General features: G+C 62.3%; 19 protein-coding genes and 1 tRNA gene. 8 read left to right on the plus strand and 12 right to left on the minus strand.

What is annotated here, in order from left to right:
* Window positions 1-6 precede the first annotated feature (6 nt).
* From LOY34_RS27610 to ung, 4 genes are all read right to left on the minus strand, one after another.
* The gene (locus LOY34_RS27610; RefSeq protein WP_408980892.1) at window positions 7-777 is read right to left on the minus strand and encodes a hypothetical protein; all 771 of its coding nucleotides are present in this window, start codon (window positions 775-777) and stop codon (window positions 7-9) included.
* Window positions 778-999: 222 nt separating this feature from the next.
* On the minus strand, window positions 1,000-2,895 hold the full coding sequence (locus LOY34_RS21640; protein ID WP_195884901.1) for a hypothetical protein: 1,896 nt from the start codon (window positions 2,893-2,895) through the stop codon (window positions 1,000-1,002).
* Window positions 2,896-3,085: 190 nt separating this feature from the next.
* Complete coding sequence (locus LOY34_RS21645) at window positions 3,086-5,023, minus strand: hypothetical protein (RefSeq protein WP_195884902.1); 1,938 nt, start codon at window positions 5,021-5,023, stop codon at window positions 3,086-3,088.
* Window positions 5,024-5,151: 128 nt separating this feature from the next.
* A complete protein-coding gene (ung, locus tag LOY34_RS21650; protein WP_195884903.1) occupies window positions 5,152-5,844 on the minus strand; it encodes a uracil-DNA glycosylase in 693 nt (230 codons plus the stop codon).
* Window positions 5,845-5,970: 126 nt separating this feature from the next.
* Here ung and LOY34_RS21655 point away from each other — a divergent pair, with 126 nt between their 5' ends.
* A complete protein-coding gene (locus LOY34_RS21655) occupies window positions 5,971-7,080 on the plus strand; it encodes an enoyl-CoA hydratase/isomerase family protein (protein WP_195884904.1) in 1,110 nt (369 codons plus the stop codon).
* Window positions 7,081-7,088: 8 nt separating this feature from the next.
* Here LOY34_RS21655 and LOY34_RS21660 read toward each other — a convergent pair whose 3' ends face one another.
* The gene (locus LOY34_RS21660) at window positions 7,089-7,466 is read right to left on the minus strand and encodes a hypothetical protein (RefSeq protein WP_195884905.1); all 378 of its coding nucleotides are present in this window, start codon (window positions 7,464-7,466) and stop codon (window positions 7,089-7,091) included.
* A gap of 213 nt (window positions 7,467-7,679) precedes the next feature.
* On the opposite strand from LOY34_RS21660, the gene LOY34_RS21665 reads away from it, so the two are divergent.
* From LOY34_RS21665 to LOY34_RS21685, 5 genes are all read left to right on the plus strand, one after another.
* Window positions 7,680-9,170, plus strand: a complete 1,491-nt coding sequence (locus LOY34_RS21665) for a sensor domain-containing diguanylate cyclase (protein ID WP_195884906.1) — start codon at window positions 7,680-7,682, stop codon at window positions 9,168-9,170.
* Window positions 9,167-9,388 (plus strand): cysteine-rich CWC family protein, encoded by a 222-nt coding sequence (locus LOY34_RS21670; RefSeq protein WP_045197585.1) that lies wholly within the window; start codon window positions 9,167-9,169, stop codon window positions 9,386-9,388. The genes LOY34_RS21665 and LOY34_RS21670 overlap by 4 nt, the downstream gene beginning before the upstream one ends.
* A gap of 27 nt (window positions 9,389-9,415) precedes the next feature.
* Window positions 9,416-10,108 carry a pseudouridine synthase gene (locus LOY34_RS21675; protein WP_195884907.1) on the plus strand — a complete coding sequence of 231 codons (693 nt, stop codon included), beginning with the start codon at window positions 9,416-9,418 and terminating at the stop codon, window positions 10,106-10,108.
* A gap of 322 nt (window positions 10,109-10,430) precedes the next feature.
* Window positions 10,431-11,315, plus strand: a complete 885-nt coding sequence (locus LOY34_RS21680; RefSeq protein ID WP_045197581.1) for an alpha/beta fold hydrolase — start codon at window positions 10,431-10,433, stop codon at window positions 11,313-11,315.
* 157 nt (window positions 11,316-11,472) lie between these two features.
* Window positions 11,473-11,546 (plus strand) — tRNA-Gly (locus LOY34_RS21685).
* A 58-nt stretch (window positions 11,547-11,604) separates the two neighbouring features.
* On the opposite strand, the gene LOY34_RS21690 is transcribed toward LOY34_RS21685, so the two are convergent.
* Window positions 11,605-12,009: a DUF2388 domain-containing protein gene (locus LOY34_RS21690; protein ID WP_258664028.1), complete on the minus strand. Its 405-nt coding sequence runs from the start codon at window positions 12,007-12,009 to the stop codon at window positions 11,605-11,607.
* A gap of 148 nt (window positions 12,010-12,157) precedes the next feature.
* On the opposite strand from LOY34_RS21690, the gene LOY34_RS21695 reads away from it, so the two are divergent.
* Window positions 12,158-13,900 (plus strand): SulP family inorganic anion transporter, encoded by a 1,743-nt coding sequence (locus LOY34_RS21695; protein WP_045197579.1) that lies wholly within the window; start codon window positions 12,158-12,160, stop codon window positions 13,898-13,900.
* 27 nt (window positions 13,901-13,927) lie between these two features.
* Here LOY34_RS21695 and fes read toward each other — a convergent pair whose 3' ends face one another.
* From fes to LOY34_RS21725, 6 genes are all read right to left on the minus strand, one after another.
* A complete protein-coding gene (gene fes / locus LOY34_RS21700) occupies window positions 13,928-15,523 on the minus strand; it encodes an enterochelin esterase (protein ID WP_230090894.1) in 1,596 nt (531 codons plus the stop codon).
* 7 nt (window positions 15,524-15,530) lie between these two features.
* Window positions 15,531-17,945 carry a TonB-dependent receptor gene (locus LOY34_RS21705; RefSeq protein ID WP_195884909.1) on the minus strand — a complete coding sequence of 805 codons (2,415 nt, stop codon included), beginning with the start codon at window positions 17,943-17,945 and terminating at the stop codon, window positions 15,531-15,533.
* Between the two features lie 70 nt (window positions 17,946-18,015).
* Entirely contained in the window at window positions 18,016-18,984 is a 969-nt protein-coding gene (locus LOY34_RS21710) for a FecR domain-containing protein (RefSeq protein WP_195884910.1), read from the minus strand.
* Window positions 18,977-19,516: an RNA polymerase sigma factor gene (locus LOY34_RS21715; RefSeq protein ID WP_195884911.1), complete on the minus strand. Its 540-nt coding sequence runs from the start codon at window positions 19,514-19,516 to the stop codon at window positions 18,977-18,979. The genes LOY34_RS21710 and LOY34_RS21715 overlap by 8 nt, the downstream gene beginning before the upstream one ends.
* A 77-nt stretch (window positions 19,517-19,593) precedes the next feature.
* Window positions 19,594-20,232 carry a LysE family translocator gene (locus LOY34_RS21720; protein ID WP_045197570.1) on the minus strand — a complete coding sequence of 213 codons (639 nt, stop codon included), beginning with the start codon at window positions 20,230-20,232 and terminating at the stop codon, window positions 19,594-19,596.
* A 69-nt stretch (window positions 20,233-20,301) separates the two neighbouring features.
* Window positions 20,302-21,372 carry a glycerophosphodiester phosphodiesterase gene (locus tag LOY34_RS21725; RefSeq protein WP_195884912.1) on the minus strand — a complete coding sequence of 357 codons (1,071 nt, stop codon included), beginning with the start codon at window positions 21,370-21,372 and terminating at the stop codon, window positions 20,302-20,304.
* Window positions 21,373-21,484: 112 nt separating this feature from the next.
* Between LOY34_RS21725 and LOY34_RS21730 the strand changes: the two genes are divergently transcribed.
* Window positions 21,485-22,507 (plus strand): DUF4917 family protein, encoded by a 1,023-nt coding sequence (locus LOY34_RS21730; RefSeq protein WP_195884913.1) that lies wholly within the window; start codon window positions 21,485-21,487, stop codon window positions 22,505-22,507.
* Window positions 22,508-22,539 lie beyond the last annotated feature (32 nt).

The raw sequence follows: 22,539 nt of genomic DNA on the forward strand, positions 1-22,539 counted from the left end.
CTCTGCCTAACCACCGTTCTTGAGCTCAAGCAGGGTGCCATTGGCGCCTTCCAGGCTCGAACCATTGAGTACGTCGATACGGGCGGTGGTTGCAGAATCCACCACCAGGGCCGCTCCAGTCCCCCCGATTACTTTGCTGTTGTCCAGGAGCAACGTCGGGGCCTGCTCGTTGGCTTCAGAGCCATAGTATTCATGAGACAAACGCACACCGCTCTCGGCGCCCTTGATCACGCTGTTGTGCGCCTGGGCCTGGCCGCCGATCATCAACAGACCATCAGCCGTAGCACCGGTCAGGCTCGAGTCTTTGAGCGACAGATTGCTATAGGCGCTGAGGGTTGCACCGAATCGGCCACCGTTGATTTCGCTGCTCTGGACCTGGACCGCGGACCCGGTCGCCGAACCATCGAGCAATCGGCCAACCGTCAGGCCGTTGCCCTGGGCGCTATCGATACGTGCGTTGGCGATACGGGCGGTACTGCTCACCAGGGCAATAGCGTTGTTCGAGCCGACGGCAGTGACGGTGCCACCCTCGATGTTCAGTTGGCCCTTGCGCACTTGGATGTGCTCGGTACGCGCACCCTGGACATTCAGAGTGGCATTTTCCAATACGCGATAGTTGTAGGACGGCGTCCCCGAGGTAGCGGTAAAGGTCTGGTTGCTTTCGACAACCTTGGTGATAGCCAGGGCCTGAGCCGATGCCATCACCAAAGGTGCGACAAGGGCTGCCTGCAAGGCGCACGAAAGCGCCGAGGGTTTGAAGATGCTTGGCTTGGTCATGAGATTCTACTCCGCAGCATTGAGACTATTCAGTTCCGGATTAAACAGAGCCAACTAGTTCAAGCCCCGTTTGTTCGGAGCGCAGAATAGAAACTTCTGACAGAATCTTATGTAGGAATATTCCTCATAAAAAGTAGGCGCAATCAACAGGTGGTGTTGCGTTTATATAGAAAAAAATGAAGCCGAGCATTGCTCGGCCTCATTCATCATCAAACACTCAGCTTATGGCCTTCCTGGGCAAAGTGCGGTCCCCTGTAGGCCAAAGTAGTAGTAAGACTTCACTGGGGAACGGCCAATATCCTCGCCACCACGTTCCTGAATCCAATACAGCTCGACAAAACCGCTGCGCAGCGGCTCCATGCAGGGAATCCATGGAATCGTAAGATTTACCCCGGTGTCAACTTCGTTTTGATTGAGCACTTCCCGTGGGAAAGATGAACGCGTTTCTTCGACAGGCTGCGAATTTGTAAAACCTTCAAGGCCCAGCCAGTACAAAGTAACGATGTCGCCCACTTGAAGATTTTGAGCATCAAGAATCCTTGCATTAACGCCTCGCCATGGAAAATCGGAACAACTGATACCCGCTTGGGTACCGAGCAAATTCAACTCAGGCGCGTTGACCTCTGCCAATGGAATGGCCCTGACATCCACCAATTGACTGCCCGACGACTGGAAGTTGGTGGTGGTCGCATTGGCAAAAATTTTATAGAACAGCGGAATGTCCGTTCCATTGCCGACCGTGACAATATCGTCCCAGCTGATTTGCAACTCGATCGGGTCACCGGGATTGTCTGTGCTCAGCACTGTGTAGGTGGCCACCAACAGGTTTTCCGGGCCGTAGTAAAGCCGAATAACCTCCCCCGTTTGCGCAGGATCATAAAGGGCAAAACTGACGTCGGCAGGCTGGCCTGCATCCTCTGGGCGCAAAAGATTCAGCTCCCCCGTCGACGAGGTCAGGAGCGGAACATCCAGCGTCGGGTTGACCGGATCGGGTTCGCCCGGGTTAGGCGGCCCAATCAGCTCCAGGTCTACTTCCACATCCAGTACTGGGGAGGGATAGGCCTTGCTACGGATGACTTCATAGCGCACCTGGGCCATATGCGCAGTCCCTTCGACGCCACTGGAGATGACTGCCCACGGTGCCGTAAACGGTAAAGGCCAGTTAGGCGTGGGCGGCAGGAAGACCCGATCCACATAGATATCATTCCAGTAAACGCGCACTTCGTCACCCGACGCCGCATTGGTATACTCATCCACCTCGATCAGCACGCCCTCACGTGCTTCGACAATGTCAATGGGCGCAGCATCCACCCTGGGCGCCAACAAGTCGATAGGTGTTGGCTCAAGGATAACGAACACTTGCTGGCGGTATGCCAGCTTGGTCGGATTGCCGGCCCGGTCTTCCAGTATATAGGTCACCTGCTTGGTGCCAGGCCCGGCAAGGAGCAGCTCCTCCTTTGTCAGCACTACGTTGATAGGCCTTTCGCTGACCAGCCCGCCTTTATTCGGCTGGGACTGCTCATCACCAAAGAGAATCGCCCAGTAGTCACCCGCTTGCGGGTCAAGGTAATCTGGAATCTGTAACACCAGCTCATCGTCGTGCGCTTCCAGATACTCCGGCGTCACCGTGGCATCCGGCAGGTCCTCCGGAAGAATGATGGCCGTTGGGAAAACACCAAGATTGGGATCAAGCCTGTCGACTGTTACCGTAAGATTCTGCGAAACTCCATCATTGGGATTTATCGAGTTGACGACGTCAAAATAGACAACTTTCTCACCGTGCGACTCAAGCACTGGGTCTTGCAGCGTCACCGGAATGGGAAATGTGATCACATGAGGGACCGGCAACTCAACGCTGTGAACCGGCCTTTCGTTAATATAAACGGTTACCGTATCGATTGTGCCGGGCGGCCCCACTGTAGTGAAAGCCGGAATTTCCACCTCGAGTCCTTCCGGGATTTTCGGTGTACGCAGCAGATTAATCTGTCCCCCGGGAATATTTTGCTCAGTATTAATAGGCACCGGTGGATTAAACAAGTTTCTAAAACTTCTAGACTGTGGGGCCCGTGTTTTGGCTTTTTCGGCTGACGCCTTGGTTGTCGCTTCAAACTTGGTCATCTTGGTATCTCCTGCAAATAGAAATAGGCTTGGAACACCATCAGCACCTCAGTCGACCCAGCCGCCGTCCTGCCAAGCAACGGCATTGCGGGGGCAAAGCCAAACCTTTTTTCAGAGCAAAACGTCGTCTTGTTTATTGCAACTGAGCAATCACTTCAGCGTATTGAGTCAACATCCTTGAACACAGTGCTCACGCCTCTTGATCACAATACAGGCCCGTACTCAGATCGATGACTGACAACCTCGCACGTGCCAACTCCGACTCCCCCACACCACTACCGTCGCCTTTCTCCAGCCGATAACGGACATTACCGCCCCCCCCACCCGGCTCACTTCGAGCCGCCAACTTGATCAGCGGGTCGTAGGGCAATACGGTAAACCTGTAGCCATGCTCGGCCTCGAGGTCTTCGCGGGTCAGAACATGCTCAAAACGTGCCTGGGTTCCAGGGATCGGGTTATTGCCCGATTGGTTGTAGTCGCCCTCCCAAAGCAGGATGAGCTTGTCATCCACCTGCAGTTGCGGGTCTTTGGGGATCTCTACCCGAACGCCCAACCATGGCTGTTCTTCGCAACGTATCCATTGATTGGTCTTGGCATCTGGAAAGGTGGCGGGCGCCAGGCCTTCGATGACTCGCACCTCGACACGCACGGGTGTTATGGGCGACCGTTGCCGGTTAACCCCATTGAACGTGGTGTACTGCATCGGCAGGGCAGGTGAATTGCCGACACTATAGATAATCGCCCAAGGAACCCTCAGCACGATCAATTGCCCACCAACATCCTCAGCCTTCACCTCGTAGCGATCCACCGCCTGCGGATGACTGCCCCAGAACAACTCCAGCACCTGACCGAATTGCGGGTTGTCATACAGAAGGATCTCGACGCGCGCGTCCTGCCCGGCATCGGCGCCTGTGAGCACATTATCGGCTGTCGTGCCCTTGACTACAGCCGGTAGCAACAAGGGGTTGACCGGATCCGGACCGGGAGGCGGACCGGCCACCGTCAGGTCGATGTCTACCCATAAGGTCGAAGAGGTGAGCGAAGCCCCACCGCGTCGCCAGGTGTAGTGCACCCGATCAACAAAAGGTGCAGCAAAGCCTCCCGCCGCTAGAATTGCCCAACTGACCGGGGCCCTCAAAGGCCATTGCTGGTTCTCGGCAATGGTGATGAGGCGAAGCGCCAGCCCGCGCCAGTAGACCTGAACCTGATCGCCTTGCAGTGCGTCGCTGATGACGTCGATGTGAACCTCGACACCTGCACGGGCATCTTCCAGGTCAATCAGCCCATCGACATCGAACCTGGGCACCCGAGGGTCAGGCAGGTCGCCCGGCAATTCATCCAGCACTACCTCAATTGGCTGGACCTCGGACGTTGGCCCGCGATTACCGGTTCGATCTTCCAGGCGATAGTAGGCGTTATGCGGGCCTGAACCGCTCTCTCGGACCAGCATCGCATCGTATTGCACAATGATCGGCGCATTGACATCGGTGATGTGCAACTCACCGGCATAGGGCAGTTCGCGTGGTTGCTCATCCGTATCGATAACGGGCAACTTTTCCCAGTAGTAGGTCAGCAGGTCGCCCACCCTGATATCTGGCCAAGGCTCGACCCGGGCATCGACCGTGTCGTGCCGGCTGAGATAATCCTCTGTAACGCCGCTGATCAGGACTTCCTGGTCAAACTGCAGGGGTGTACCTTCTTCGTCGCCATTGGGCGCCTGTTTATCGATGAACAGGTGCGTTGCGTGCGAAGTGGACGGGTTCACCGATACCGTAACGCGGTACTCGACCCGGGCGGGGCCAGGCGCCGCCATGTACTCCGAGGGCATCTTGCAGACAACCGGGATCACATCATCCGGGATCACTGGCTGAGAAAAGGTAAATGTTTCAACTACATCGCCTCGCCAGAGAAATTCGACTGTCGTATCGAGGCCCGGAGGAGCGGCATTGTAATCCGCCCAGATCTCCCTGATGCTGATTTCCAATGGACGTAACTGGTCTTCCCTGCGGACCAAATGCCCCAGCACGTCATCTTCTGTCAACTCCATAGCGGCCGGAACGAACGGCGCGGCGTAGCGCTCCCGGGGATTTACCGGTTCATCAGTAGCATCAGAATCGTCCGAACCCATGGCGACAGTTCCTTCCAGCGAAGAAGACCGTGGCAGCGAGCCTGTAGCTGACTGCCGTGGAAAACCTGGAAGTATTAGATGCCTATTTCAAATCGGCCGAAACTGACAAAAATGCTAGGTACCCGGCGTTAAACCGGCGGCAAACGCCAGTCGATCGGGGACAACCCGCGCTGCTCGAGGAAACGGTTGGTCTGGCTGAAATGGCCGCAACCGAGAAAGCCCCGGTAGGCCGACAACGGCGATGGATGCACCGACTTGAGCACCAGGTGCTTGGTGGCATCGATCAGTTTCTGCTTGCTCTGGGCATGGGCGCCCCAGAGCAGGAACACGCTGTTGGGCTGGTGTTCACTGACCACTTCGATGATGCGATCAGTGAAGAACTGCCAGCCCTTGTTGGCATGAGACGCGGCATTGGCGCGCTCGACGGTCATGGTGGTGTTGAGCAGCAACACGCCCTGCTCGGCCCAGGATTGCAGGCAGCCGTGCTTGGGGATCTCGATGTTCAGATCACGCTGCAACTCTTTGTAGATGTTCACCAGCGACGGCGGCGTCGCTACCCCCGGTTGCACCGAAAAGCACAGGCCATGGGCCTGGCCGGGGCCGTGGTATGGGTCCTGACCGAGGATCACCACCTTGACCTGGTCCAGCGGTGTGGAGTTGAGGGCGTTGAAAATCAGCGGGCCCGGCGGGTAGATCTCTTTGCCGGCAGCGTGCTCTTCGCGCAGGAACTCGCGCAACTGGTGCATGTAGGGCTGGTCGAATTCGGCGCGCAGGGCCTCTTTCCAGCTCGGTTCAAGTTTGATGCGATCGTCGTCAGTCATGGTCGGGTCCGTAAAACAATGGCGCGACACTAGGAAAGCCGCCTGCGCTTGTCAATCGATCCGACCGGCGACCGCCGAAATCGCTAGCAGCGGCCATACTTGTGCGGATCAACCAAGAGGTCGCCCATGGCTGCAGTACAGTGCGAAGAACTCACCGGCGTCGACGGCGCGCGCATCGGCGTCGCCACCCTCAATACGCCGCAAACCCTCAATGCCTTGTCGCTGCCGATGATCGAGGTACTCGACGAACAGCTCAAGGCCTGGGCCGATGACCCGGATGTGGTCTGCGTGCTGCTGCGCGGCGAAGGCGCCAAGGCCTTCTGCGCCGGTGGCGAGGTGCGCAGCCTGGCCCAGGCTTGTCTTGACCATCCCGGCCGGGTACCGCCCCTGGCGGCGCAGTTCTTTGCCGCCGAATACCGCTTCGACTACCGCCTGCATACCTACCCCAAGCCGCTGATCTGCTGGGGCCACGGCCATGTGCTGGGTGGCGGCATGGGTTTGTTGCAGGGGGCCAGTGTACGCGTGGTCACTCCCAGCAGCCGCCTGGCCATGCCGGAGATCAGCATCGGCCTGTATCCGGATGTCGGCGGCAGTTGGTTTCTGTCGCGCCTGCCCGGCAAACTGGGCTTGTTCCTCGGCCTTACCGGCGCGCCGATCAACGCCAGCGATGCCCTCGACCTGGGCCTGGCCGACCGTCTGCTGGGCGAAAGCCAGCAGGAAGAGTTGCTCGACGACCTGCTGCAATTGAACTGGCAGGAGCAGACCGCCCTGCAGCTCAATAGCCTGCTCAAGGCCCAGCAGCACGGCGCCCAGGCGCAAAGGCCCGAAGCCCAGTGGCTGCCCAGGCGCCAGCAGATCGACGCCTTGCTCGATGTCGCCGACCCGGTGTGCGCCTGGCGTGCCATCGCCCAGCTGCGCAACCACGCCGACCCGTTGCTGGCCAAGGCCGCGCAGACCATGCTCGAAGGCTGCCCGCTGACCGCGCACCTGGTCTGGGAGCAAATCCAGCGTGCCAAGTACCTGTCGCTGGCCCAGGTGTTCCAGATGGAATACACCCTGAGCCTCAATTGCTGCCAGCATCCTGAGTTCAGCGAAGGGGTGCGCGCGCGGCTGATCGACAAGGACCAGAAACCGCGCTGGCACTGGGCAGATATCGCCCAGGTGCCAACGGCGGTGGTTGAAGCGCATTTCAGCAAGGCGTGGGAAGGTCGTCACCCCTTGGCGGACCTGGCCTGAATGGCGCCTCAGCGGCGCCAGTTGCGATCCGGCCAGCCGTCACGGCTGCGCTCGTGACGTGACGATCCCTGGCGGTAGCGGTCATGGCCGCGCCCCGGGTAAGGCTTGTAGTAGTTATGCGGCGTTTCCCGGTAATAGCCGTGGGGCGCCGGACGGTAGTAATGCGGTGGCGGCGCGTAGTAACGCGGCGGTGGTGCCACGTAGTAGCGCGGCTGCGGCGCTAGGTAATAGCCGCGGCTGTAGGGATACGACGGCCGGTAGTAACCCGGATAGCCATAGCGATCGGCGGTGTAGACCTCGGTGCGGTAGTAACCGTTACCTCCATAGGGGACACAGGCGGTGGTCAGCAAACCCAACACTGCAAGCAGCAAAAGTCGGCGATACATGGCGGCCTCCCGGACCGCGAAACTGCCCATCCCAGCGGCGCTGGTCGGCGTCGATCGGCAAGTGTTCATCGACATTGAATAAGACTGTCAAAACCAGGTCCGGTGCCATTGCTGCAATAAATTGATACAAGGCCGATACCCTTAAAAATCGTAAAGTTATTTTTCTGCCACACCACTAGAATGAAGGCCATTGGCCTACAGACCGGGAATGTCATGCCGCCTCGTTCCGCCCTGTTTTCGCAGCGCTCGCTGATCCTGACATTACTGCTGTTGCTCGCCTGCGGCTTCTTGGCGACCTCCCTGCTCAGCTACTTCGCCTCACGCAGCTCGATTCGCGACAACATCGTCAACACCGAGCTGCCGCTGACCTCCGATACGGTCTATTCGGAAATCCAGAAAGACCTGGTACGCCCGATCCTGATCTCGTCGATGATGGCTCACGACACCTTCTTGCGCGACTGGGCCCTGGGCGGCGAGCGCGACACCGCCCAGGTCACCCGTTACCTGGACGAAATCATGCGCCAGCACCACGCCTATACGGCGTTCTTCGTCTCCAGCAACAGCGGTATCTATTACCAGACCAAGGGCGTTCTGAAGAAAATCGACCCGCAAGAACCCCGTGATGCCTGGTACCAGCGGGTACTGAAAATGAACACGCCCTACGAGATCAACGTCGACCTCGACATGGCCAACCAGGACCGCCTCACGGTGTTCATCAACTACCGGGTGTTCGATTACGACGGCAAGTTCATCGGCGTTGCCGGCATCGGCCTGACGGTCGAGGCGGTGATCCGCCTGATCGACGATTACCAGCAGCGCTATCAGCGCCAGGTGTTCTTCGTCGATCCGCAGGGGCGTATCGTACTTACCGGCTCCAATGGCGGTCCCCATGGTGCCAGGACCGGCCAGCCACTGGCCGAGCTGGACGGGTTCGGGCAAATGCCGCAACCGGTCAGCGGCAGCCATGAATACAACAGCAGCGATGGCCATAGTCATTTCCTCAACGTGCGCCTGGTGCCGGAGCTGAACTGGTACCTGTTCGTCGACAAGCGCGAAGACGGCGCCATGGATGCCATTCGCCAGTCGCTGTACCTGAACCTGGCGATCTGCGCGATGATCACCCTGGTGGTGTTGTCGCTGCTCAATGCCATGGTCAAGCGCCATCAGGACAACATCGAAGCCCTGGCCACCCTCGACAGCCTCACCGGCCTGCCCAACCGCCGTGGCTTCGACCTGCTGGCCGCGCAAGCGCTACAGGAAGCCCAGCGCGAACCCAAGCCGCTGATCGCCCTGCTGATCGACCTCGACCACTTCAAGGCGCTCAACGACACCCATGGCCACCTGGCCGGCGACGAAGTGCTGCGCCAGTTCGCCCAGGTGCTGGAGGAATGCCTGCGCCATGCTGATATCATCTGCCGCTGGGGTGGTGAGGAATTCATCGTGCTGCTCAAGGACACCGACAGCCAGAACGCCGCGGCGGTGGCCGAGAAGATTCGAAGCAAGACCGAGGCCCTGGCCTTTACCTATGCCGAGCAGCCGATCCACCTGACCGCCAGCATCGGCTTGAGCAACCTGCAGGCCGACGATACCCTGCACAGCCTGATCGCCCGCGCCGACCGTGCCCTGTACCGGGCCAAACAAAGTGGGCGCAACCGTGTCTGCAGCGAGATACCCCGAACCGACCATGAACAGCCCCGATCATGAATGACAGCCGCCGCTGCCCCGCCTGCGGCGCCAGCAACGATTGCAGCCTGGCCGACCCGCGCACGGCCGCCCAGGCCTGCTGGTGCTACGGCGTGAGCATCGACCCCAAGGTACTCGAAGCCCTGCCCGCCGAACTGCGCAACCAGGCCTGCCTGTGCCCGCGCTGCGCCGAGGTCGAGGCGCAATTGCAGGCAGCCAAGGCGACGCCAGCCGGTTAAACTGTCGCGCCCTGCACCTGGTTTTGTATGCGTCTCGATCGCTTCCTCAGCAACCTGCCCTGCTTCAGCCGTCAGCACGTGCGTTTGCTGCTGGTCGAACGGCGCGTGCGCGTGGATGGCCAGCAGGTCAGCGATCCACGCTTCGAGGTGCGCGAATTCAGCCGCATCGAGGTCGACGAGCAACTGCTGCAGGCCGGGCGCCCATTGCGCTACCTGATGCTGCACAAGCCCCAGGGCTGCGTCAGCGCCACCCAGGACCCGCAGCACCCCACGGTGATCGAGTTGATCGACCAAGCCGACACCGAAGATTTGCACATCGCCGGGCGCCTGGACTTCAACACCACCGGGCTGATGCTGCTGACCAACGATGGCCTGTGGTCGCGTCGCCTGACCCAGCCGCAGACCAAGCTGCCCAAGGTTTACTACGTCGAGACCGAGCAGGAGATCGGCGAGCACTACATCGAGAAATTCCGCCAGGGTTTCTACTTCGCCTTTGAAGACCTCACCACCCTGCCCGCCGAATTGACCTTGCTCGGCCCACGCAGCGCGCGCCTGAGCATCGTCGAAGGCCGCTACCACCAGGTCAAGCGCATGTTCGGCCACTTCGACAACAAGGTCGTGCGCCTGCACCGCGAACGCATGGGCCCGTTGCAGCTGGACCCCAACCTGCAGCCCGGTCAGTACCGCGCGCTCTACCCTGAAGAAATCCGGGCAATCTGAGCCTGCGACCGCCTGGCGGAAAATTTTCGTCAATTGTCCCAACGGCACTTGCGGGTTGCCCGGGTGCCTGCTTGAATCCAATCGTCGGTCTGCATGTGACCAGCCAGTCACGACTGTAGTCCAAGACACCTTTTTGCCAGCGACCAGTGCCTCGAAGCCCCGGCGTCCGGCGAATTGCCCTCCTAGAACAATACCGGTCGACCAACGTGCCACATGGATCGACCAGGGCCCTCAGCTTCTCTTCAAGGCGTATGCCTACCTGTCATAAAGAACGCGCATCCTTGCATGTGCGAACACCCTTTTTGCGCCAGGAGTCGACGACATGAGGCCAGAAATCGCTGTGCTTGATATACAAGGTCAGTATCGGGTTTACACGGAGTTCTATCGCGCAGATGCCGCTGAGAAGACGATCATCCTGATCAATGGCTCGCTGGCCACGACGGCCTCGTTTGCCCAGACGGTGCGCAACCTGCACCCGCAATTCAACGTGGTGCTCTATGACCAGCCCTACGCCGGCAAGTCCAAAGCGCACAACCGCAACGAACATTTGCTGACCAAGGAAACCGAAGGGCAGATCCTCCTGGAGCTGATCGACCACTTTGGCGCCGATCATGTCATGTCCTTCTCCTGGGGCGGCGCCTGCACCCTGCTGGCCCTGGCGCACAAGCCGCGGCGCATCGAAAAGGCGGTGGTCAGCTCGTTCTCGCCGGTAATCAACGAACCGATGCGCGACTACCTCGAACGCGGCTGCCAGTACCTGAGCGCTTGCGATCGTTACCGGGTCGGCAACCTGGTCAACGACACCATCGGCAAGCACCTGCCGTCGCTGTTCAAGCGCTTCAACTACCGCCACGTCAGCAGCCTGGACAACCACGAATACGCGCAGATGCACTTTCACATCAACCAGGTGCTCGACCACGACCTGGGCAATGCCCTGCGGGCGGCGCGGGTGATCGACATTCCAGTGCTGTTCATGAATGGCGAGTGGGACGAATACACCACCACCGAAGATGCCCGCCAGTTCGGCCAACACGTGCGCAACAGCCACTTTCGCGAGATCCGCGCCACCGGCCACTTCCTCGACATGGAACACAAGGCCGCCTGCCGCGATACCCGCGAAGCCCTGCTGGGTTTTCTCAAACCGGCCCTGAAGGAATCGCGCCCGCGTTACAGCTACACCCAGGAGCATCATGCACTGGCTATCTGAGCGACACGGTCGCCGGTAGCGCAGCCTCCTGCATCAACGGCCCCAAAGGCCGAACAGAAGATGCACGACCTCGCGCTACTGGCCACCGGCAGATGACGCTTAAGCAACATAGGGCTTCAAATCGCGACGAAGTTCTGGTACAAAGTCAGCCCTGAAAGCGGGTGTCGTATAATGGCATTACTCCAGCTTCCCAAGCTGATAACGAGGGTTCGATTCCCTTCACCCGCTCCAGCTTCCTTCAGGTTTCAGCGCCGCTGAGGCCTTGGCCACCGCCCTGGTGGCTGTTTCGCTAGATCCCCTTCGCTTCGGCTGCTGCCAGCACCAGTATTCCCTTGGCCAGCTCGCGATCCGTTGCGCCTGGCGCACGCCCTTCGCTACGCAACCAGTTCAACGCCGATTCCAGATAGACACCCCGGTAAGCCCCGTCGCTGGCAATGAACGCCGCAGTATCGTCGCGAGCCTGCGCCATCACGCGTTTGCCATCTTTGCCGGAACTGGCCTCAGAGGCCATGGTGGGTCCATAAGTGGTTGCGCCAGTGAGCATGAAGGGCAGATAAAACGTGGCTCCAAGGGTCAACATGCCATCGACGTCGCCGCCGCTACCAAAGATGTCGCCCTGGCCCTGGGCGCTACAGCACCAGGCCAGGCTCAGCAACATTGCGCGCTTTTTCCAGCAATTGATCCTGCGTTCCATCGGTATCCATTCACTGTCCCTGTAATCGGCCGGCATTCTCCACGGCTTGAGCCAGACTTAACAGCAGTGTTTTTGACTTGGCGCCCTGCCCAGGCGCCGCGCGCTGCGCTTTAATAGCCCACCGCGAAACACTCGAAAGGATCCGTGCATGTTTCTCTCCCGCTGGCTGCCTGGCCTGGCCAATCTGTTGCAGTACCGCCGCGAATGGTTTCGTCATGACCTGCAGGCCGGCCTGTCGGTGGCGGCGATCCAGATTCCCATCGCCATCGCCTATGCGCAGATCGTCGGCCTGCCACCGCAGTACGGGCTGTACGCGTGCATCCTGCCGATGATGGTCTATGCGCTGATCGGCAGTTCGCGGCAGTTGATGGTCGGCCCGGATGCCGCCACCTGCGCCATGGTCGCCGGGGCCATTGCGCCACTGGCCATGGGCGACCCGGCGCGGCTGGCGCAGTTGTCGGTGATTGTCACCATCCTCGTTGGCCTGATGCTGATCGGTGCCGGGCTGGCGCGAGCCGGGTTCATTGCCAGTTTCTTCTCGCGACCGATCCTTATCGGTTACCTCAACGGTATCGGCCTGAGCCTGCTGGCCGGGCAACTGGGCAAGGTGCTGGGCTTTCAGATCGAGGGTAACGGCTTTGTCCTCAGCCTGATCAACCTGCTGCAGCGCCTGGGCGAAATCCACTGGCTGACCCTGGTGATCGGCGTTGCCGGGCTGGGTTTGCTGATCTGGTTGCCGCGCCGCTACCCGCGCCTGCCGGCGGCGTTGGTCACCGTGGCAGTGGCCACCCTGGTAGTCGGGCTGTTTGGCCTCGACCGCTTTGGCGTGGCGATCCTCGGCCCGGTGCCGGCCGGCATGCCGGAACTGGCCTGGCCGCAAACCAATCTGGAAGAAATGAAAAGCCTGTTGCGCGACGCCCTGGGTATCGCCACCGTGAGCTTTTGCAGCGCCATGCTGACTGCCCGCAGCTTTGCTGCCCGCCATGGCTATGCGATCAACGCCAACCATGAGTTCCTTGCTCTCGGGGTCACCAATATCGCCGCTGGGGTTTCCCAGGGCTTTGCCATCAGCGGCGCCGACTCGCGCACCGCGGTCAACGACATGGTCGGCGGTAAAAGCCAGTTGGTGGGGATTATCGCCGCCCTGGTCATCGCCCTGATCCTGCTGGCCTTCACCACGCCCATGGCCTGGATTCCCCAGGCTGCCCTCGGTGCGGTTTTGCTGATGGCCGGCTGGGGGCTGATCGATGTGCAGTCGCTGAAAAAAATCTACCGCCTCAGCCGCTTCGAGTTCTGGCTGTGCGTGCTGACTACCGTCGGCGTGCTCGGCGTCGGTGTGCTGCCAGGCATCATCATCGCTGTGACCCTGGCGATCCTGCGTTTGCTCTACAGCATCTACCAGCCTACCGATGCGGTGCTCGGCTGGGTGCCGGGCATCGAAGGCCAGGTCGACATCCGCCGCCACCAGGATGCGCGCACGGTGCAGGGGCTGGTGGTGTATCGCTTTGACGATGCGATCCTGTTCTTCAATGCCGACTACTTCAAGATGCGTTTGCTCGAGGCGGTGCAGCGCGAGGAGCAGCCGCGCGCGGTGCTGTTCGATGCCGAAGCGGTCAGTTCCATCGATGTCAGCGGTATTGCGGCCCTGCGCGAGGTGCGCGATACCCTGACAGCCCGCGGCATCTACTTCGGTATCGCCCGGGCACGCGGGCGCTTCTTGCGCATGCTGGTGCGCTCGGGGATCGCCCGGGAGATGGAGAACGGCTTGCTGTTTGGCTCGGTGCGTTCGGGGATCCGGGCGTATCGGTTGTGGCGCAATCGCAGTCGCAGGGCAACGGTGCCGGGGATGGAAACGGCATCGCGGGGCAAGCCCGCTCCTACAGATGGGTAGGAGCGGGCTTGCCCCGCGATCGAGCCATTACCGGAGCTGACAGGCCTCGGGCACTTGCGCAACGTTGCCGATCAAACTGATCAAGCCACACGGCAAGCTGCCCCGCCACTGCAGGTAATCATGCCCGGCCGGGTACTCGACCTGCTCCACCGCATACCCCTTGGCCAGCAGCACGTCACGCAGATGGCGGTTGGTGTCGAGGATCTTCGGTCCTTCGAACAGGCCCGACTGTAGGTAGAAGCGCAACGGCTGCTTAGGCGCCTTGACGTATTCGCGGGTGAGCCAGCCGGGCTCCTCGCCTTCGCGCCCCCACCAGTAGGAACCGGACATGCTCAAGACATTGCCGAACAGCTGCGGGTGCTTGAGGCCCAGGTAGGCCGACGCCAGGCCGCCGTAGCTGGAACCGGCCACCACCGTGCGTTCTGACGCTGCCGCAAGACCTTGCCGGCGCGCCCAGGGCATCAGTTCTTCAGCCATGAAGCGGGCGAACTGCGGGTTGGGCGGCAGTTCCTGCTGGCGGCTGAGGTCACTGGGGTTGGCGATGATCAGCGCCGCGGTCGGCGCGATCAGGCCATCGGCGATCAGGTTGTCGAGAATCGTCGGGGTCGGCACCTGGCGGGTATAGGCGTGGGCATCGAACAGCACCAGCAAACCCTGGCCCTTGGCGCCCGGCTGCCACTGCGCCGGGCGGTACAGGTAAACGTCACGCTCGTTGCCGAGCAATTTACTGCTCAACACCTTGCGTTCCAGGCTGCCCCGAGCAATGCCGGGACGCTCGGCAACCCAGGGTTGCTCCGGTGCTGCCGGCAGCTCCAGGCGCGAGCGCGAGAGGAACGGGTCACCGCTGCCATCGGCAAAGCCGTTGGGGTTGAGTGGATCGCGGCGGGTGCTGGCGAGGATCATCCGCCGATCATCGGAGGCCGGCACGTCCGGGGCCATCTGGTAGCTCAGGCGCGCAGACGCCGGCAGCCGATAGCTGCGAAACCACACGTCGCTGTCGCCCAGGCGTTGCAGTTCATCATGATTGCCCGAGGGCGCGCCGAACACCCGCACGTTGTCCCGCGCACCGCGCCAGAGGAAGGTCACCAGGGCCATGCCGGGCTGGTCTGCCACGCTTTCGACCATCGGCGTGCCCTGCTGCTGACGGGCCTGCCAGAAGGCTTCGGTACTCGCGCCCTGAGCCAGCTGTTGCTGCAACTCGCGCAGGGTCGGGCTTGGCAACGGGGCGGCCGTGCGCTTCTGCTCGCTGGCCGCGATGACTTGCTTCAGGGTCAGTGCATAAGTGGCTTGCGCGCGGCTGGCCAGCGCCTCGGCGCGCAGGCCATAGGCGCCATCGCGCTCGGCGATGAAAATGAACTCGCGCGGCTGGTCCTGACCATCGATGAGCAGCCGTACAGGTTGGCCCTGGGCATCGAGCAGGCGCAGGCTGGCATCGCCCTGCAGCCGCCCCTGAACCAGGTCGCCGGCTTTTAGCTGTAAGGTCCAGACCGGTTGCTGGCCCTGGGCAAAGCTGGCGCTGACGGTTTGCCCAGGTTGCAGGAGGTTGCCGCTACTGGCCATCGCGCTGCCACTCATGCACAGGGCCAGCGCCAGGGCGCAGCGCCATTGATTGAATATTTGCATGGTCACCTCAGAAATCGATGCTGGCGGAGAGTTTCAGCGTGCGCGGCTCGCTGACCGTGGCGTAACCGTCGTTGAACACTCCGGCCCAGTAGGCGCGGTTCTCGACGTTCTCCAGGCTTGCGCGCAGTACCACGTCCTTGCTGAGGATACGCGTGCTGTAGCGACTGCCGAGGTCATAGCGGGTCCATTGCGGGATCTTCAGGTCGTTGGCGCTATCGAGGTATTGCGAGCTGCTGTGGATGCCCAGCGCGGTCAGGGTCAGGCCCTCGATCCAGGGGGTGTCCCACTCGGCGCCGAGGTTGGCCGACCAGGCCGGCACGCCACGGGCGGTGTTGCCATCAAAGCTGCCGCCAGCGGTGCGGGTCAGTTCGGCGCGGGTGTAGGTGACGCCACCGAGCAGACGCACACTCGGGGTCAGCGAGCCGAACAGGTTCCATTCCACGCCACGGTTACGCTGCTCGCCATCGTCGGTGTAACGGTTGCTGGCGCGGTCCAGAAGCATGCTCGGCTTCTCGATCTGGAACACGCTGAGGGTGTGGGTGAAGTCGCCCAGGTCCCACTTGACCCCGGCCTCCATCTGCTTGGCCTTGTACGGGGCGAACTGCTCGCCGTAGTTGGCAGCGGCAAGATCGGTGACCATGCCGCCCTGGGTCAGGCCTTCGATGTAGTTGGCGTACAGCGACACCGGCGCGTCCCAGGGCTTGAGCACCAGGCCCAGGGCCGGGGTCAGGGCGCGTTCGTCGTAGGCCGGGTTGCTCATCTTCTGCCGCACCCGTTGCGAGCGCACGCCCAGGGTCAGCAGCACCTTGTCGTCGATAAAGCCCAGGGTGTCGGCGACGGCGAAGCTGGACAGGGTGTTGTCGCCGGTCTTGTCGCTGGAGCCGATATCGCCGGCAATGATCGGCTTGCCCGGGTGGTAGATGTTGGTCACGTATTTCTTGCTGGTGACGGTGGCGGCGCGGCCGATGTCCTGGTGCAGCAAAGTGGTGCTCAACACCACCTGGTGGTTCACCGGGCCGGTGACGAAGTTGCCACGTACCCCGGCTTCGGTGGACAGGCTGTGAGTGTAGCCGGCCTGGTTGTAGGTCTCGCCGCTGGCATCGCCGTTGGCGCCGGTGACGATCACCCGGGTGCCGTTGAGAAAGCCCTTGTAGCGGGTGCGGGCGCTGCCGACGCTGGCGTAGGCGGTCCAGTCGTCGTTGAGGTCGTATTCGCCGCGCAGCACCACGGCCTTGCTGACTTGCTTGGCGGAGATGCCGTCGAGGATGTTGGTGTCCGGTTTCGGCGCCTTGGTGACATGCCCCAGCTTGCTGAAGCCGGCCATCATCGGGCTGCCGTCTTCGAGCTTTTCATGGCTTTCGTAAGCGTCCAGCTCGAGCTTCCAGCCATCGCCGCGATAGTCCATGCCCAGCGACGCCAGGGTGCGGTCCTTGGACTGCTGGTCGACACCGGTTTCGCCGCTGCCGTAGACGCCGTTGAAGCGGATGCCGAAACGCTGTTCATCGCCCAGGCGTCGGCCCAGGTCGATATGGTTGGCGACATAACCGTCGGACACGTAGCTGCTGGTCAGGCGCGTCAACGGTGCTTCGCCGGCGCGCTTGGGCACCAGGTTGATCACCCCGCCGACACCGCCGTTGGGCGCCATGCCGTTGAGCAAGGCGCCGGGGCCCTTGAGCACCTCGACACGTTCCAGAAACTCGGTCGCCACGTGGCCGTCCGGGGCCAGGCCGTACAGGCCGTTCAGCGCAAGCTCGGTGGAATCGAGGGAGTAGCCACGAATCATGAAGTTCTCGTAGGCGTGGCCTTCGCCGGTACTGAAGCGGATCGACGGGTCGTTGCGCAGCACCGCGCCAACCGTGCCGCTTTGCTGGTTTTCCATGTGCTGGGCGGTGTAGGCGGTGACGTTGAACGGCGTCTCCATCACCTCGCGATTGCCCAGCATGCCCAGCCGCGCGCCACGGGCGACCTGGCCACCGCTGTAGGCCTCGGGGATGCCGTTGGCGTTGCTGTTGGCGTTGATGTTCAGCTCGCCAAGGGTCAGGGCGCCATCGCTGTCGAGGCTGCGCAGAATGATCACGCCGTTCTCTTCGCTGGCCACCAGGCCACTGTTGGCCAGCAAGCGCTGCAAGGCCTGCTGCAAGGTGAACCGACCCTGCAAGGCCGGGGCACTACGGCCAGCCAGCAGCTGGCTGTCGGCGGCGATGGCCACCCCGGCTTCGCGGGCCAGGGCATGCACCGCGGCTTCCAGGGACTGGCCCGGCAGGTTCAGGCTCAAGGCCTGCGCATCGGCAGCCAGGGCGCCGGCATGGGCCGCGCTCAACGGCAACAGGCTGGCGCTGCCCAGGGCACAGGCCAGCGCCAATCGACGCAGGGTGCCGGGAAAAGCCACAGGGTGTGCCGGGCGGGCATGGGGAAGCGACATGATCTGTCCTTGCAGAGGTGGGTTCAGCGATGAAGACGGGCCACCTCGGCGTTACCCCTCAAAATTATTTTCAGCGCCGTTGCAGGGTGCGCTGCTGCCCCTGGTTGACCAGGCTCACCGGGAGGATTTTCGGCAGCGCCTGCAGGAGCATTTCCGGCTGGTTGCTGGGGAAGCTACCGGTCAGGTGCAACTGGGCGGCGCTAGCCGCGAGGGTCACCGGTTGCAGGGCATAGGCGTTGACCTCGGCGATTACCTCGGCCAGCGGCGTATCGGTAAACGACCACCAGCCCCGCTGCCAATGCTCAAGACTCGCTGCAGCATGCACATCAGCCCTGCGTGCGAGCAGGCGCCCGTATGCGTCGAGGTTGATGCGCTCACCCGCCTGCAACACCTGCGAGCCCTCACGCAGGCCACGCACCTCGACCCGCCCGCGAGCCACCGCGACCTGAATCTCGCCACCGCGATCGCTGACGCTGAAGGCCGTGCCCAGCACTTCTACCTCGCCCAGGCGGGTGCTGATCAGAAACGGTCGCATGCGCTCGCGCGCCACATCGAAATAGACATTGCCCTGCAGCAGGCGCACCTGGCGCAAGCCGTTGCTGTACTCGATGCGCAAGCTGGTTTCGGCCGCCAGCAACAATTGGCTGCCATCGGGCAGAATCTCCTGCCGCGGCGGCTCGGCATGCACGGTTTGCAGCAAGCGATCGAACTGCGGCGCACGCCGCCACAACCAGCCCAGCCAACTGGCCCCGGCCACCGCCACCAGCAAGCCGCCGCCCTGGCGCAGCAGACGCCGACGACTGAGATTAACCGGCTCCGGCGTTACCGCCGTGCGCAGTTGCGGGGTCAGCCGATGCACCAGTTGCCAGCGTTGTTCGGCCTCCTGCCAGGCCCGTTCGTGCTCACTGCTTTTGCCGCGCCAACGCTCCAGCTGGCCACGTGTCTGCTGCACCCGCTGCGGGTCGTCGCTGTTCAGCGCGGCCAGGTAGGTCAGGGCTTGCTGCACCTTGCGTGGAGAAACCGGCGACGACTCAGACATGCCGTGCCGCCAGGCTCAGCTCGGACAAATCGAACACCGCCCGGGCGATGTGCAGCTCTACGGCCTTGGCCGACAGCTCAAGTTCAGCACATACCTGGCGATGGGGCTGGCCGTGCAGACGCACACGGACGAACACCTCGCGGCGCAGGCGCGGCATGCGCTCGATACGCTCGATCAATTGCTGCAACTGCTCGCGGGCGATGATGATGTCTTCGACGCTAGGGCTCAGCACATCGACGCGGGCCAGCCAGTCTTCCAGCGCCGCCAGCTCGTTGCTGCGCCGCCGGTACTGATCGATGCACAGATTGCGCGCGGCCTGGAACAGTAACGCCCGGGCGTTGACCACCGGCGCGTTCAGAGCATGGGCGTAAGCCTGGGCAAAGCTTGACTGGGCAATGTCGGCGGCATCATCCGGGTTGCGCAGGCGGCCACACAGGTAACGGCGCAGGTCGCTGTAATTGGCCAGCAGATCGTCGACGACCGCCTGCAGGGCCGGAGCAGCGGCGGTCCAGGGCATGGAGAGCGAAGTCATGAAGGTCCGGCGTGGAAGACAGACATGAATAGGAATTCATATCATTCTCACATACCTGTGCGGCCTTCTGCCAGCCCTCAGCTGTTGCGCGGCAGCAGCCCTGGCAAGGCGTGGGCCAGGGCATTGACGGCAAAGCCAATGAACATCACCCCGCAGGCGCGGGTGATCCACAGCTCGTAGCGGGTGTACAGGGTGCGCACATGACGGGCACCGACCACGCCGATCAGAATCAGGTAGGCCAGCAAGCCGCCAACAAAGCTCAGGGCGATCAAGGCTGGCAGCATCGACCAGTCCAGCGCTTCGGCGCGGCTCGAGAGCAAGGCGGTGAACGTCGCCACCGCCACCGGGTAGGCCTTGGGGTTGGTCAGGCCAAATACCACGCCATGCCAGAACGGCTTGCGCACCGGCCCCTGCTCGCCGTCGCCACTGCCCGGGCGGCTGCGCAAGGCGCGCATGCCCAGCCAGAACAGGTACAGGCCGCTGATCACACCGAGGATGTCGAACACCGAACTGCCGATTTGCCGGGCACCGACGATCGCCACCAACGCGGTACTGCACCACAGCACATCGCCGAGCAAGTGCCCGCAAAGAAACCCCGCGCCGGCGCGGCGCCCGCGGGTGGCGCCAATGCCGAGCACCGCCAGCACGCCGGGGCCCGGGGTAATACCGTAGATAAAACCGGAAGCGATTACCGCGAGCAGCAGCGAAAAAGTCATCGGGGCAGTGTCCTGAAAGTCCGTGCAAGGCGCGAAGTCTACGGCAGCCGCGCGGCGCCAGCCAGCCTCTCAGTAGCCCTCGGCACGCAGGATCTGCGCCTCGCTGCGGGCACTGGGGCGGCCCAGATAGCGCAGCAGCTGGCCGCTGCGGTTGCTGAAGATGCCGTCCACACCCGCCTCCAGCACCTGGCGAAAATCCACCGGTTCATCGACGGTGTACACGTGCACCAGCAGGCCCTTGTCGTGGCTGAGCTGGTTCATCCACGGCTGCACCAGGTCGGCGTAACTCTGCGCGCCGCCCCCGGCCAGCGCCGCCGACGGTCCGGTGCCGATGGCGCCGGCGGCCTTGGCGTAATCCAGCCAGCGCACGAACTCGGCCTTGTCCCGGGGTTGCTGACGGGCATAGAAGGCGGCCTTGTCGGCTTCACCGGATTCGGCGAAGGTCTGCTGCGAGGCGGGCTCGATGCTGCCCTTGCCGATCCACAGCAACAGCACCTTGGGCACCTGGGGCATTTGCTGGTGCAGCAGCGCCAGGCTGTTGCGGTCAAAGCTCTGCAGCACCACCCTGCCCGGCCGCTCGAGCCAGCCACGGGCCTGCAGGGCTTTGTTCAGGTCGGCTTCGATACCGGGAAACAGGTTCGGCACCTTGGTTTCGATGTACAAGCCGGGCTGGCGTTGCGGGTTGGCCGCGGCGATGTCCATGACTTCATCGAGGGTCTGGATTTTCAAACCCTTGAAGCTTGCCCGGGCGCGATCGGGGTAGGCCTTGTTGAACCAGCTGCCGACGTCCAGGGATTTCAGCTCGGCCAGGGTGAAGGCACTCACCGGCTGGTCCTGGCGTTCGGGAAAGCGCTCGGCCACGTCGCTGGTGCGCAGCAGGTTATCGTCATGCACAGCAACCAGCACGCCGTCGCTGGAGCGTTGCAGGTCCAGCTCCAGGTAATCAGCGCCCAGCTCCCGTGCCAGCCGGTAGGCCGGCGCCGTGGACTCCGGTGCATCATACGAGGCGCCGCGATGGGCGATCACCGCCGGGTAGGCAATGCCCTGCGCCCTGGCCAATTCACTGCCCGGCCCGGCCTCGGCGAACCCCGCAAGCGGCAATAGCGCCAGGCAACATGCATGTTTAACGGTTTTGAACATCTTCAGGCTTCCTTTGCTGCGCAGCGAATCCAGCATAGTCGCCAACGCTGATGACAGACCGGTTGCATGCTAAAGTCGCCGGCGATTGCCTGCCCTGCCACAGAGATGCCCGATGCCCCACGCCGACCTCGACGCCAGCCTCAACCACTGGCCAGACCTGAACGCCAGTCACCCCTGCAGCGGCCTGCTGCTGGGCAATGGCGCCAGCCGTGCACTGTGGCGGCCGTTCAGCTACTTCTCGCTGTTCGAGGAGGCCCAGCGGGTGCGGCACAAGCCCCTGAACCTGAGCGATCAGGCGCTGTTCAAGTCGCTGGGCAGCGAGCTGTTCGAACCGGTGCTCAGTGCCCTGAACACCACGGTGCGGATCAACGCCGCGCTGGCGATCAGTTCCTCGGCGCCGCTGAACCGCTACTACGCGATCAAGGAAGCGCTGATCCACGCCATCCGCAGCGTGCACATCCCCTGGCGCATGCTGCCAAGCCAGACCTTGCAACAGATCAACCGCGAGCTGGGCAACTACCAGAGCGTCTACTCCAGCAACTACGACCTGATCTGCCATTGGGCCGCCAGCCAGAAGCCGGAAGGTTTCCAGCAGTTGTTCGACGAAGACGGCAACTTCGATATCCGCCGCACTCGCGGCCCGGGCACGCGCCTGCTGTACCTGCACGGCGGCCTGCACCTGCTCAAGCAGCAGGACGGCAGCACCCGCCAGCGCAGCGCCAGCGACGGCCAGTTACTCGACGGCTTTGCCGTCAACACCCCCGGTGATGTGCCGCTGTTCGTCAACGAAAGCAGCAGCGACGACAAGCTCAAGGCCATCCGCAGTTCCGATTATTTAAGCTGGGCGCTCGGTGAACTGGCCGGCCATCAAGGCGGCCTGTGCATTTTCGGCCAGCACCTGGACAGCACCGACCGCCACCTGCTGGAGGCGATCAAGCAGGCGCGCCCGGCGCACCTGGCCATCGCCATCCGGCCGTTAAGCGCAGCCTCGATCATCAGCCAGAAGCAGCACTACGTGCAGCGCTTTGCCGATATGCCCGCGCTGCAATTGCACTTCTTCGATGCCAGCAGCCACCCGCTGGGAGCGCCCGGGCTGCAAGTGCCGGTGCCGGTGCCGATCCGCAAGCGGCATTGAGCGGCGACAAAAACAGGCATGGTAAATAACAA

The organism is Pseudomonas sp. B21-009, assembly GCF_024749345.1.
Taxonomy (GTDB): Bacteria; Pseudomonadota; Gammaproteobacteria; order Pseudomonadales; family Pseudomonadaceae; genus Aquipseudomonas.

What these genes read in the sequence shown, in the direction of transcription:
- LOY34_RS27610 (WP_408980892.1), bottom strand. Translation starts at nt 777, where the DNA reads ATGACCAAGCCAAGCATCTTCAAACCCTCGGCGCTTTCGTGCGCCTTG.
- LOY34_RS21640 (WP_195884901.1), bottom strand. Translation starts at nt 2,895, where the DNA reads ATGACCAAGTTTGAAGCGACAACCAAGGCGTCAGCCGAAAAAGCCAAA.
- LOY34_RS21645 (WP_195884902.1), bottom strand. Translation starts at nt 5,023, where the DNA reads ATGGGTTCGGACGATTCTGATGCTACTGATGAACCGGTAAATCCCCGG.
- ung (WP_195884903.1), bottom strand. Translation starts at nt 5,844, where the DNA reads ATGACTGACGACGATCGCATCAAACTTGAACCGAGCTGGAAAGAGGCC.
- LOY34_RS21655 (WP_195884904.1), top strand. Translation starts at nt 5,971, where the DNA reads ATGGCTGCAGTACAGTGCGAAGAACTCACCGGCGTCGACGGCGCGCGC.
- LOY34_RS21660 (WP_195884905.1), bottom strand. Translation starts at nt 7,466, where the DNA reads ATGTATCGCCGACTTTTGCTGCTTGCAGTGTTGGGTTTGCTGACCACC.
- LOY34_RS21665 (WP_195884906.1), top strand. Translation starts at nt 7,680, where the DNA reads ATGCCGCCTCGTTCCGCCCTGTTTTCGCAGCGCTCGCTGATCCTGACA.
- LOY34_RS21670 (WP_045197585.1), top strand. Translation starts at nt 9,167, where the DNA reads ATGAATGACAGCCGCCGCTGCCCCGCCTGCGGCGCCAGCAACGATTGC.
- LOY34_RS21675 (WP_195884907.1), top strand. Translation starts at nt 9,416, where the DNA reads ATGCGTCTCGATCGCTTCCTCAGCAACCTGCCCTGCTTCAGCCGTCAG.
- LOY34_RS21680 (WP_045197581.1), top strand. Translation starts at nt 10,431, where the DNA reads ATGAGGCCAGAAATCGCTGTGCTTGATATACAAGGTCAGTATCGGGTT.
- LOY34_RS21690 (WP_258664028.1), bottom strand. Translation starts at nt 12,009, where the DNA reads ATGGAACGCAGGATCAATTGCTGGAAAAAGCGCGCAATGTTGCTGAGC.
- LOY34_RS21695 (WP_045197579.1), top strand. Translation starts at nt 12,158, where the DNA reads ATGTTTCTCTCCCGCTGGCTGCCTGGCCTGGCCAATCTGTTGCAGTAC.
- fes (WP_230090894.1), bottom strand. Translation starts at nt 15,523, where the DNA reads ATGCAAATATTCAATCAATGGCGCTGCGCCCTGGCGCTGGCCCTGTGC.
- LOY34_RS21705 (WP_195884909.1), bottom strand. Translation starts at nt 17,945, where the DNA reads ATGTCGCTTCCCCATGCCCGCCCGGCACACCCTGTGGCTTTTCCCGGC.
- LOY34_RS21710 (WP_195884910.1), bottom strand. Translation starts at nt 18,984, where the DNA reads ATGTCTGAGTCGTCGCCGGTTTCTCCACGCAAGGTGCAGCAAGCCCTG.
- LOY34_RS21715 (WP_195884911.1), bottom strand. Translation starts at nt 19,516, where the DNA reads ATGACTTCGCTCTCCATGCCCTGGACCGCCGCTGCTCCGGCCCTGCAG.
- LOY34_RS21720 (WP_045197570.1), bottom strand. Translation starts at nt 20,232, where the DNA reads ATGACTTTTTCGCTGCTGCTCGCGGTAATCGCTTCCGGTTTTATCTAC.
- LOY34_RS21725 (WP_195884912.1), bottom strand. Translation starts at nt 21,372, where the DNA reads ATGTTCAAAACCGTTAAACATGCATGTTGCCTGGCGCTATTGCCGCTT.
- LOY34_RS21730 (WP_195884913.1), top strand. Translation starts at nt 21,485, where the DNA reads ATGCCCCACGCCGACCTCGACGCCAGCCTCAACCACTGGCCAGACCTG.